General features: G+C 55.5%; 9 protein-coding genes. 2 read left to right on the forward strand and 7 right to left on the reverse strand.

Annotated features, from left to right (window positions below; translation table 11 throughout):
• Nucleotides 1-112: 112 nt before the first annotated feature.
• From clpX to tig, 3 genes are all read right to left on the reverse strand, one after another.
• A complete protein-coding gene (clpX, locus tag ACZYTD_RS12665) occupies nucleotides 113-1,393 on the reverse strand; it encodes an ATP-dependent protease ATP-binding subunit ClpX (RefSeq protein ID WP_463892514.1) in 1,281 nt (426 codons plus the stop codon).
• 76 nt (nucleotides 1,394-1,469) lie between these two features.
• Nucleotides 1,470-2,093, reverse strand: a complete 624-nt coding sequence (clpP, locus tag ACZYTD_RS12670) for an ATP-dependent Clp endopeptidase proteolytic subunit ClpP (protein WP_463892515.1) — start codon at nucleotides 2,091-2,093, stop codon at nucleotides 1,470-1,472.
• A gap of 85 nt (nucleotides 2,094-2,178) precedes the next feature.
• Complete coding sequence (tig, locus tag ACZYTD_RS12675) at nucleotides 2,179-3,489, reverse strand: trigger factor (protein ID WP_463892517.1); 1,311 nt, start codon at nucleotides 3,487-3,489, stop codon at nucleotides 2,179-2,181.
• Nucleotides 3,490-3,845: 356 nt separating this feature from the next.
• Here tig and ACZYTD_RS12680 point away from each other — a divergent pair, with 356 nt between their 5' ends.
• Together ACZYTD_RS12680 and ACZYTD_RS12685 are read left to right on the forward strand one after the other, a co-directional pair.
• Entirely contained in the window at nucleotides 3,846-4,970 is a 1,125-nt protein-coding gene (locus ACZYTD_RS12680) for a beta-N-acetylglucosaminidase domain-containing protein (RefSeq protein ID WP_463892518.1), read from the forward strand.
• A 12-nt stretch (nucleotides 4,971-4,982) separates the two neighbouring features.
• Nucleotides 4,983-5,900: a DMT family transporter gene (locus tag ACZYTD_RS12685; protein ID WP_463892520.1), complete on the forward strand. Its 918-nt coding sequence runs from the start codon at nucleotides 4,983-4,985 to the stop codon at nucleotides 5,898-5,900.
• Nucleotides 5,901-6,208: 308 nt separating this feature from the next.
• Here ACZYTD_RS12685 and ACZYTD_RS12690 read toward each other — a convergent pair whose 3' ends face one another.
• The 4 genes from ACZYTD_RS12690 to tssI form a co-directional block, all read right to left on the reverse strand.
• On the reverse strand, nucleotides 6,209-6,904 hold the full coding sequence (locus ACZYTD_RS12690; protein WP_463892527.1) for a DUF2931 family protein: 696 nt from the start codon (nucleotides 6,902-6,904) through the stop codon (nucleotides 6,209-6,211).
• Entirely contained in the window at nucleotides 6,904-8,901 is a 1,998-nt protein-coding gene (locus ACZYTD_RS12695) for a phospholipase effector Tle1 domain-containing protein (RefSeq protein ID WP_463892522.1), read from the reverse strand. The genes ACZYTD_RS12690 and ACZYTD_RS12695 overlap by 1 nt, the downstream gene beginning before the upstream one ends.
• The gene (locus tag ACZYTD_RS12700) at nucleotides 8,901-9,695 is read right to left on the reverse strand and encodes a DUF4123 domain-containing protein (protein ID WP_463892523.1); all 795 of its coding nucleotides are present in this window, start codon (nucleotides 9,693-9,695) and stop codon (nucleotides 8,901-8,903) included. The genes ACZYTD_RS12695 and ACZYTD_RS12700 overlap by 1 nt, the downstream gene beginning before the upstream one ends.
• Nucleotides 9,692-11,158, reverse strand: a 1,467-nt coding sequence (gene tssI, locus ACZYTD_RS12705; RefSeq protein WP_463892525.1) for a type VI secretion system tip protein TssI/VgrG, incomplete at its 5' end; no start/stop codon positions are given. The genes tssI and ACZYTD_RS12700, both read right to left, overlap by 4 nt.

Consider the following 11,158-nt stretch of genomic DNA (forward strand, 5'->3'; position numbering starts at 1 on the left):
ACAAAGCAATTTGTTGAGTATATGGGGGCGTTAATCGCAGATTCAATTGCTTGGATGGCAAAAAAGAAGAAAGGGGCTGATTGCCCCTTTCGTTTGCTTAAATTTAACCCAATTAGTCGCCGGAGGCGGCTTGGCGTTCCGGATTTTGATAGATAAGCAGCGGTTGGCTCTCGCCCTTGATCACGCTCTCATCGATCACCACCTTGGCCACCTCTTGCTGGGAAGGCAGATCGTACATGGTATCCAGCAGCACGCCTTCAACGATGGAACGCAGGCCGCGAGCCCCTGTCTTACGTTCCATGGCCTTGGCCGCAATGGCTTGCAGAGCCTCGTCACGGAACTCCAGATCAACCCCTTCGAGTTTGAACAGCGCCTGGAATTGCTTGGTCAGGGCGTTCTTCGGTGAGGTCAGGATCTGGATAAGTGCCGCCTGATCCAGCTCAGTCAGAGTCGCCAGAACCGGCAGACGGCCAATGAATTCGGGAATCAGGCCATACTTGACCAAATCTTCCGGCTCAACCTTGGCAAATGACTCGGTCAGTGTAACGCCCGTTGACTTAGACTTCACATCAGCCTTAAAGCCAATGCCTGAGCCCTTGGCCGAGCGCTGCTCGATCACCTTGTCCAACCCAGCAAAAGCGCCACCGCAAATGAAGAGGATCTTGGAGGTATCTACCTGCAAGAACTCCTGCTGCGGATGCTTACGGCCCCCTTGTGGCGGTACCGCGGCGATCGTGCCTTCAATGAGCTTCAGCAATGCCTGCTGCACCCCTTCCCCGGAAACATCTCGAGTGATGGAGGGGTTTTCCGATTTGCGTGAAATCTTGTCGATTTCATCGATATAGACGATGCCGCGCTGGGCCTTCTCGATGTCGTAATCGCATTTTTGCAGCAGCTTCTGGATGATGTTTTCCACATCCTCACCCACATAACCAGCTTCGGTCAGGGTGGTGGCATCAGCCATGGTGAAGGGGACATCCAGGAAGCGAGCCAGAGTCTCGGCCAGCAGCGTCTTGCCACTACCAGTAGGACCGATCAGCAAAATATTGGACTTGCCCAGCTCCACGCCATCGGCAGCATAGCCGCTACGCAGACGCTTGTAATGGTTATAGACCGCTACCGCCAACACTTTCTTGGCATGCACCTGACCGATGACATAATCATCCAGGTGTGCACGGATCTCATGGGGAGTCGGCAACGCCCGCTCATCTTTGCGTGGGTTGATCTCACGGATCTCTTCGCGAATGATGTCATTGCACAGGTCAACACATTCGTCGCAAATGTAGACAGACGGACCCGCAATCAGTTTGCGGACTTCGTGCTGACTCTTGCCGCAAAATGAGCAATAGAGCAACTTGCTGTTGTCGCCTTCACCTTTGCGTTTATCTGTCATTCATTAACCTCAAATCTTCAGACAGGAGGCGGCGGCCTCCTGGTGACTACCAGTGTATATCAGGCCGCCGACCATGTCAGTCCCGCTTAGTCAGGACCGCATCAACCAGACCATACTCCACCGCCTGCTCGGCAGACATGAAGTTGTCACGGTCAGTATCGCGTTCGATACGCTCCAAGGGTTGGCCGGTGTGAGCCGCCAAGCGCTCATTGAGCGTCTGTTTGATCTTCAATATTTCCATGGCATGGATCTGAATATCCGATGCCTGGCCTTGGAACCCACCCAATGGTTGATGGATCATCACCCGTGAGTGCGGCAACACGAAACGTTTCTCTTTAGCGCCACCGGCCAGCAGGAATGCCCCCATAGAGCAGGCTTGCCCCATGCAGACAGTGCTGACATCCGGCTTGATGAACTGCATGGTGTCATAGATTGACATACCTGCCGTCACCGAACCACCCGGTGAGTTGATATAAAGATAGATATCCTTTTCCGGATTTTCGGATTCGAGGAACAGCAGCTGCGCTACCACCAGATTGGCCATGTAATCTTCCACTGGACCAGTCAGGAAGATCACCCGCTCTTTGAGCAGACGTGAGTAGATATCATATGAACGCTCACCCTTAGCGGTCTGTTCAACCACTATGGGTACCAGGGCATTCATGGGAGAAGGAGTTGAATCCTGGAAGAAATTATTCATAAGGCGATGTTCCTAAAGTAAAAAGGCCCGAGTGAGTTCACACGGGCCATTATACGCATCAAAAATGTGACGGCGTCAATTCCAATCAGGCACCTGCAGCGGCTTTGTTGATCACCTCGTCAAAGGAGAGAGCCTTCTCGGTGACTTGGGCCTTAGCCATGATCAGCTCAACGGCTTGCTCTTCAACCGCCAGATTGCGGATGTTGTTCAGCAGTTGCTCATTCTTGAAGTAGTAATCCACCACTTCCTGCGGGTCTTCATAGGCAGTAGCCATGGACTCAATAATCGCCTTCACGCGGTTATCTTCAGCCTTGATGTCATTAACACGGATCACTTCACCCAGCAGCAGACCAATGCGGACACGACGCTCGGCTTGTTCTTGGAACAGTTCAGCCGGCAGTTGTGGCATGTTGTTGTTCTGTGCACCGCCGAAACGCTGCATGGCTTGCTGACGCAGGCCGTCGATCTCTTGTTCGATGGCAGCCTTAGGTACAGTGATCTCGTTATTATCGATCAGACCTTGCAGCGCCTGCTCCTTGATGGAGTTCTTCAGCGCTTGGCTCAGTTCGCGCTCCATGTTCTTACGCACTTCGGCACGCAGGGAGTCAACAGACCCATCTTCCACGCCAAAGCGTTGAACAAACTCGGCAGTCAGTTCAGGCAGAACTTGCTGCTCGACCTTGCTGAGCGTGATGGCAAACTTGGCAGCCTTACCCTTGAGGTTTTCGGCATGGTAATCTTCTGGGAAGGTCACATCGATATCAAATGACTCACCCGCTTTCTTACCAAACAGACCATCTTCGAAGCCCGGGATCATGCGACCAGCACCCAGCACCAAGGTGAAACCTTCAGCCTTGCCACCTTCGAATTCAACACCGTCGATAGAGCCGGTGAAATCCATAGTAGCACGCAGCTCAGCGGCCGCAGGAGCATCCACTTCAGCCCAGGTAGCGTGTTGCTTACGCAGGGTTTCCAGCATCTTGTCCAGATCAGCATCTTGCACGGCGGCAGTTGGCTTCTCGATCTTGATGGCATCCAGATTCTTCACTTCGATTTCTGGATAGACTTCGAAAGTCGCAGTGAATACAAAATCTTGACCTGCGGCCAGCTCGTTCGGCTGGACGGTCGGGGCACCGGCTGGGCTCAGCTTCTGACCAACCACGGCTTCGATGAAGTGACGCTGGATCAGGGAATCAGCCACATCGGCCACTACAGAAGCACCATACATCTTCTTGATGACGCTCATCGGGGCCTTGCCAGGACGGAAACCATCAACGCGACGAGTCTTGGCCAGTTGAGCCAGGCGACCGTTGATCTCTTTCTCTACTTTGTCAGCCGGTACAGTAATGGTAAGGCGGCGTTCCAGACCTTGGGTCGTCTCGACAGAAACTTGCATTCTTTTACCTCGTTCAACTCAGCATGCGGGGGCAATGATCCCGCTCCTCAGACGTAGCCTGGCAAATAGCACCCGGCCCATCTTTGTTTGAAGACAATACTGTCTTCCCTAGAAACATAAAATGACGCGGCATTATAGCCATGCCATTTCAGCTAGTCGAGCCATGAGCCTGCGACTTGACCAGCCTGTTTCGCATTTTTCATACAATTTCCACCCACCAAGGCGTTAATTGCTCTGAAAATCGCCAGAACTCCGCCACTCGCTCAACAAGCAATCCTGCTTGCGGTTTGCTAAGATCGCCCCGCCTCTGAGCCGGAGCCCCCGGCCACAGCCAATACTCAAAACGGGTCTTTGTCATGTCAAATAGCCTTCATCCCCTCTCTTTGCCAAACTGCAGCCTTCAACCCCATCAACCCAACCCTGCTCTAGGCGTTATAGAAGGTTTTTTTGGCAAGAGCTGGTCTTGGACCGCACGCCACGCTTACGCAACCTGGCTACCACGGCATGGCTATGGCTTCTATATATATGCCCCCAAAGATGACGCCTATCTTAGACGTCAGTGGCAACACCCCTGGCCTGAAGACGAGCTGACGCAACTGCGCCAACTCGCCCTCTCCTGTCGGCAACAAGGGCTGGCATTTGGCATAGGCCTCACACCGCTGGGCGCACACCATGACTATCCGAGTAAACGAGCGGCCCTGCTGGCCAAAGTGGCATTGATTGAAACAGAGCTACAGCCAGATATTCTTGCCGTGCTGTTTGATGATATGCCCAGCGATACCCCGGCTCTGGCTCGCCTGCAACTGACCATAGCCCATGACATTGCCGCCCATACTCAGGCCTCGCGCCTCATCTTCTGCCCGAGCTTTTACAGCACAGACCCCATACTAGAAAAAGTATTCGGTGCCATGCCTGCAGGCTATTGGCATGAGCTGGGCTCAGGGCTGGACCCTCATTTTGATCTCTTCTGGACCGGCCCCAAGGTTTGTTCCAGCGTTTATCCGCCAGAGCACTTAGCCTGGGTGGCGGAAACCCTCAAGCGCAAACCCTTTTTATGGGATAACTACCCGGTCAACGATGGTAAGAAAGCCTGCAACTTTCTTTATCTGCGCGGCTTCGAACATAGACCGGCAGAGCTGGCCGAACTCGTGGCTGGACATGCCGTCAACCCGATGAAACAGGCGGCCCTCTCCCGCCTGCCGCTGGCCACCCTGCCGCTTAGTTATCAACTCGGTTCCACCTATCAGGCCGACCAGGTCTGGCAACAGACAACCAGGCTCCAGTTGGGTGATGAATTGACCATTATGCTAGCCGAGGATTTGTCATTACTGACCGACGTGGGTCTGGAGCAATTGAGCGAACCACAAAAAGCCGGTTTGGTCACACGTTACCAACCCTTTGCCCACCATGAAGAGATTGATGAACTCCTGCGTTGGCTGGCTGGGGAATACCTCTTTGACCCTGCTTGTCTGACCGACTAATAACTGGATCCTATGTCACTACCATTTTTGCAGGATCGGCGCCTTCAACTTCGAGGTGTCTTTGATCGCTCCACCCTGTTAGCCCTGCTGACCATACTACTTTGGTCCTCCCTGGCCGCCCTGACCTCGCGGATCACCAGCATCACCCCCCTGGAGCTGGTTGGACTGGTGCTGTTTTTCTGTGGCCTGGGGGCTGTGCCCCTGTGGCGCCAGTGGCGCGCCCCCGTGATCACCTGGGCCGTCACCATCAGCGCCTTTCTTGGTTACCACCTGCTGCTGTTTACGGCCTTCCGCCATGCCCCTGTGCTGGAAGCTAACCTGATAAACTATCTCTGGCCCCTGATGATCATCCTGTTTACCCCCCTACTGCTGCCAGGACATCCACTCACCATGTGCCACCTACTGGCGGGAGGATTAGGGCTTGTCGGTACCCTGCTGGTGATGCTTGATGGTCGTTTTGCCATGCAATGGCTTTATCTGCCTGGCTACCTGCTAGCCTTGCTGGCGGCCATCAGTTGGGGTTTTTACTCTGTCTTATCACGCCGCCTCCCGCCAGCCCCCGCCCCTGTGATCGGTGCCTGCTGCCTGATAGCCGGCCTTTTGGCCCTGCTTATCTCGTATGTAAGTAAGGGGCCCCTGCCCTATGCCAAGATGCCAAGTCAGGATTGGTGGCTGATCGCCGCGCTGGCTTTTGGCCCCATGGGCGCCGCCTTTATCACTTGGTATCTGGCTCTGCGTAGCGGCGACCCCCGCCGCATTGGCGCTCTGTGCTACCTAACCCCGTTACTCAGCACCCTGCTGCTGGTATGGCTCAATGGCGCAGAGCTGGGGATCCGCCATCTGCTGGCCACAGCCCTGATCTTAGGTGGAGCCCTGCTGGGGCTACGAAAAGAAAAAACCAGCCGAGCAACGGATAACAAACACCGATAACAGAATCAAGAAGCTAAACTGGGCACGAAACGGGACACCCCCTTCTAGCTTCACCACAGCGTGAGTACTAGGGTGGCATTCATATGAAACACGCCATGCTCCCCCCGGCTCAGTAACAACACTCACTCACTTCTTTTGCGCAAGCAAAACAATGAGTCGCTAGGCCAGGGCGAGATGGTGTTGCATAAGCCAGTAATAAACAGCCGAGCCCAATTACAGCCAATAATTGCCTTATCATGCTTCCGTATCTCCTATCAATTCGCGCCGCTCCTTGCTGATGCTCTGCTCATATTTATTGCTTGCTGTGACTACGGGATGGGCTTTGGGTCTGTACGCGGCTGCTTGGCCCGGTAGGCATCCATAATTGGCGCCCAGGCCATCCCCAGCGGTACGGGATATTGCTTAAATAGTGCTTGGTATTTTTGACTAAATGAATCGATCCCATATTGCTCAGCAATCGATACCTTTTTGTCATACCAATCATCCGTCACCTCTTGGGCAATACCCCGGGCAAGCAACAGATCAGGACTCGCGCCAAGTGCCCGTCCCATCAACAAAACCTCGTAGTATCCCCCTGGCGCCAAACCAAAATAGAGCTCATCTCGACGTTCTTGGCGTCCTTCGACCAGATAGCGCTGCTTCATCTGCTGCTCCAGGTTGGCAGGCAAATCCACCTTGATCCGGTAACGCTTGCGATCATAAAACGAGACAACCTCAATCAGTGCCTGATCTGGCACGGGCAGGCCATCTGTCGGCAATCCCCCTCCACCGGCCCAATAATAGTTTTTCTCGATAATATCTTTTCCTAATGCTGCGCCATAAATCCCCGCCCCCCTATCGGCATAGAAGAGCTTGCCGTTACGTGTAAATTCAGCCTTGCTCGCCCAGATGTCGTCAATATTACTGCCAACCCCATAGCGCCAGGGTAGAGGGGCCGCCTCCGCTGGTATGGCATAGGTAAGTAATAAACAGCCGAGCCCTATCACAGCCAATAATTGCCTTATCATGCTTCCTTATCCCCTATCAATTCGCGCCGCTCCTTGCTGACGCTCTGCTCATAGTTACTGGTATTGGCCGGGTTGGCGATCCCCTGACTACTGGCACTATGGTGCAGATAGTCACGGCGCAATGCTCGGTACACCTCATCTGATAACTGGTAAGCAAGGTTTTTAGCCACTCCGGTCTCGGTTGCTGCTGTTGCCCAGCATTGATCCAGTTTTTCCAAACTAACTGCTGGTTTTTTGATAGAAAGAGGCGCAAGTTGCATGGTTTTTTCTTTCGCGGCCCACGCCTTTAGCGGCACCCCTGCTGCACGTCCAGCCTCGACCATCATATGTAGCGGGATCCGGGAGTATTCGCCCTCCACAACCCGCCTCATCACCACCTCCACATAGACCCCCTTCTTGGGCCAAGAATCATCTTTCCCCCTGTAGCGCCGAAAGGAGTAGGAGACCAGGCTAATCGCCCCAAGTGGTGGAATGGCACCTCGAGACAGGCTGGGCGTGATGCGCTCTGCCCAGCCGAGGGCTCGCTTCTCTTCGGCGTAAGCCCTAGCCTGACGATAGGCCCGGCTTGCGTGATCCGGGGTCGAGAGATCCTCTTCACTCATAAATCGCTCCAACTCGATACACTCGATCAAGGCCGGATCACTATTGGGGTTTCCCAGGCTCCAGCGGCTATAGTAGCCGCCACCAATGTCGGAGTGCGCGCCGGGTAGTGCCAGTTCGGTAAAATGGGGCGGAATCGTGCTCCCCACGGCATCACTGGTAATACGCGACAGTGGGAAATGTTTGCGCACCTCATCCTGAGCCGTCAGATGGACCACCCGCTCGGCACTATCGGCATGCAGATGGATGTTAACTCTGGGATTAAACGAGGATTCAACCGTGTCAAACAGGCCAACAAAGGCGATGCGCACATCATCCCGGCTGGCCCAGTCAAACCCGGCTTTCAGACGGATGGCCGGTGTCTTGGTGATGGCCTGCACCAGAGGGTGATCGCTCTTTTGGTCGATCACATTAACAAAGTGACGGGCAGCGGCGGCTCCGCGACTAAAGCCAAAGACATCAAAGAGAATGCGGTGAATGGACTCTAACTTGGGCAATACATTTTTTAGATCATTATCGACTGCTTCAACTATAACTTTCTCGCAGGCTAGCGTTACCTTGCCAATGATTGAGGTATCTTCGCCGCCAAAATCCAGATCCAGCCCCTGGGTGATGGTATCGTCCGAGCGATATTCACGCCCTTTCTCTCCGGAGAGCGGATCACTGGTTTCTATGCCGCTAATGTAGGCACGAGCACTCAAGGTTTGCTCTCCCTTCAGGTATAAGGAACTGAGCTTGCCTATATTAGTCACATCATTGGCGGCGCTGCCCTCTACAGGGCGTTGCCCCATCTGGCAGCCACGCAGCTCCGCTTCCCGCTGGGCCGGGTCGGCGCAGGTTTCGGCCAGCCACTGTTCCACCTTGCCAAGCCCGGCCATGGCATTTTGCGTATTGTTGCCCGTGCCATCAAAGAACACCCCGATGCGCAACACATTGAGTTGATACCCCTTTACCTCAATCATATAGGAGTGGTTGGTAATGAAGCGCACCTTGTCAGCCTTACCCGCTTGATGAGTATCCGGCAAGGGCGAGCCCGGTGGTGTTAGACAGAGATCTCCTGTCGTTACCTTGATATGCTCTCGCTTGACACCCTGATAGCCCAATAAGTTGGTGGTATAAGCGGGCAACTCGCTCGGCTCTGCCTCTTTGCGAGCCTCGCGGGCTTGAGCAGCCTTAAGCCAGGGTTGAGTCTCTAGCTGCACAGTCACAGGTCCTACGGCAAATCCTCGCACCAAAGTAGGCCCGTCGTGCAGGATGACACTCTGGGAATGGCCGGTTTCATCGGTCAGGGTGGCTTTTTGCCCGGTAAAGGGACGGTTATGCTCATCCCGCACATCAATTTCAATCCAGCATTCATAACGCTCACAGGGAATGCAATATGGATCCGCTGCCATCAGGGAACTCCTATCAACTCGTTATTCTTGTCTAACCAACTAGCCACCTGTGCCAGTTCATTGAGTGTCAGCAGCATGGGAGTGCGGATGGCAGCCATCGGCATGTCTGCTTGTCGTGTCAGCCCCCCAGCAACGACACCATCGCGCACTGCTCCATCGAGCCCATCCAGATTGGCTTGCTGTAAAATAGGTGGGATAGCTGCAGCGGGGTCTAAATGGCGCTCCATCATGGCAGGCATGGTTTGCCAGAGACGCCGACGCAAGATATAAGCGTGACGGCTCTCATCATAAAGAGCCGCCAGATGATGGGGGTAAATGCGAAACCAGGGCGCCTGCCGAGGGGTAAACTCCGCATCATGAGAGCGAAACCAGGTCTCTCCATTGGCCCAAAGACCCGCGCAAGGGCCTAGCACCTCATCAAGCTCAGACTGGCTCATGGTTCCCAGCATGTTCGGAAACACCCGCTGATCGGCAAAGCGCAGCCACATCACTTCACCTTCATACGCCACCTCAATCAGGCTTTGCCAGTGGTTTCGCACTCGTTTAACCGGCGCCTCACTGATGATATAGAAGCCACAGAGCTGCGGATATGTGTCAATAAATGCAGTCGACGGGAATGGCAGTAGCCAGGGGCCTTGAGGTGCCTGTTCAGCAAAAGCAGTCCCCGCAAACAGAGGAAAGGCATCTTCACCCCCTGTTTCATAAAATCGCCCGATCGCCGAAGGAGCCAATGCCGCATCAATGATGGCATACAAGCGACCAGGGCACTCTGCTTGCCATTGAGAGAGGTTCATGATTTGCCTCCCGTCTTCGCAACTGGACATCCTTTAACCAGAGGCGAGCTAAGCTGCATACTCTTTTGGATGGAAGGCGCGGCTAAGGTAGCTGGTGGTGGCGTAACGACCTCAACCCCGCCTGGCAAGCCCGGCATCTTTCCCGCCCACCCTGCGCCATTACCCGGGCTGCCGCCTGAATTCATCTTGATGCCGGGGCCAACTAGCGTGATGCCGCTGGCGTCCAGTTTGATAAAGCTGCCGCCTGCTTTAATCGTCAGCTCGCTGCCAGCCTCCATCACTATCTTCATCCCCGCCTTGTGGTGTACCTCCTGTCCGGCTTCGACCAGCAGCGCTTCGCCCAGCTTCTGGTGCTGGCTGCCATCCACGGTGAGCGAGTAATCGGCCTTGATATGGTCGCGCTTCTCGCCTTCCACCGTCAGATGGTCGTTGCCCAGACTCGCTGGTGCGCCCTCCTGGCCCGGCACCTTGCGCACCCGGGTTACCCGCTCGTTGTCGATATCCGTGTGCAGGTCGTGGCCGATATGCCAGGTAGCGTCGTGCTTAATCACGGCGTTGAGGTCTCTTTGGCCGTGGAGATAGATCTCCTCCTGCCCGGCCTGGTCCTCAAAGCGCAACTCGTTAAAACCTGTGCCCTGATGGGTCTCGGTGCGCAGCACGGTGCGGCTCTTGTGGCGCGGCAGCTCGTAGGGCGGGCGGTTGGTGGCGTGAAAGGTGCGTCCGGTGACAATCGGCTGGTCCGGGTCGCCTTCGAGAAAGCTCACTATCACCTCATGACCCACCCGGGGTATGGTGAGCAGGCCATACTGGCCACCGGCCCAGCCCTGAGCCACCCGCACCCAGCAGGAGCTCTGGTCGTTGCTGGCGCCGTAACGGTCCCAGGGAAATTGCAGCTTCACCCGCCCATGTTCGTCGCAGTAAATCTCCTCGCCCTTGGGGCCGACGACGATGGCGATTTGCGGGCCATCGACCCTCGGCTTGCCGGGCGGAGTGGGGCGCCAGCTCTGCTGGCCGGGAATGGCGGTGAAGTGGTGGTAGTAAACCGTGGCGCCGCTGCCCCCCTCCTCCTCCAGGGCCTGGGGCTGTTTGCCGGTATGAGTGAGCGCAACCAGTTGCCACTCCCGGTTGCAAGCCGGGTTGGGGTGGTCGCTCAGGGTAAAGCGCAGCCCGGGTTGCAGCTGGGCGCAGTTGCCCTGGCCGCTCGCCTCGCAGGCATCGGCACGTAACGACTCCAGACGGTAGCGGCTGAAGGCCTGGCCGCTGGCATCCTGTTTGAAGCGGCCCGGGTAGTCGAAGTGCTGGTACTCGGCATGTTGCGGCAGCTCCCGCGCCTCCTGCTGATGAGAGAGGCGGTAGGCCGGGGTCTTGAAGCTGTAGTCTTTGAGTTCGACCTGGGCCGGACGCACCCGTTGGGTCAGGTGAAATGCCCGCACATAGGCGCCCTGCTCCAGGCCGTGGTTGGC

Source organism: Pseudaeromonas sp. HNCC25DJ180 (assembly GCF_055413345.1).

Bases quoted from the DNA above. Each gene is read 5' to 3' on its own strand.
- clpX (WP_463892514.1), bottom strand. From the start codon at position 1,393: ATGACAGATAAACGCAAAGGTGAAGGCGACAACAGCAAGTTGCTCTAT.
- clpP (WP_463892515.1), bottom strand. From the start codon at position 2,093: ATGAATAATTTCTTCCAGGATTCAACTCCTTCTCCCATGAATGCCCTG.
- ACZYTD_RS12700 (WP_463892523.1), bottom strand. From the start codon at position 9,695: ATGAACCTCTCTCAATGGCAAGCAGAGTGCCCTGGTCGCTTGTATGCC.
- ACZYTD_RS12680 (WP_463892518.1), top strand. From the start codon at position 3,846: ATGTCAAATAGCCTTCATCCCCTCTCTTTGCCAAACTGCAGCCTTCAA.
- tig (WP_463892517.1), bottom strand. From the start codon at position 3,489: ATGCAAGTTTCTGTCGAGACGACCCAAGGTCTGGAACGCCGCCTTACC.
- ACZYTD_RS12685 (WP_463892520.1), top strand. From the start codon at position 4,983: ATGTCACTACCATTTTTGCAGGATCGGCGCCTTCAACTTCGAGGTGTC.
- ACZYTD_RS12695 (WP_463892522.1), bottom strand. From the start codon at position 8,901: ATGGCAGCGGATCCATATTGCATTCCCTGTGAGCGTTATGAATGCTGG.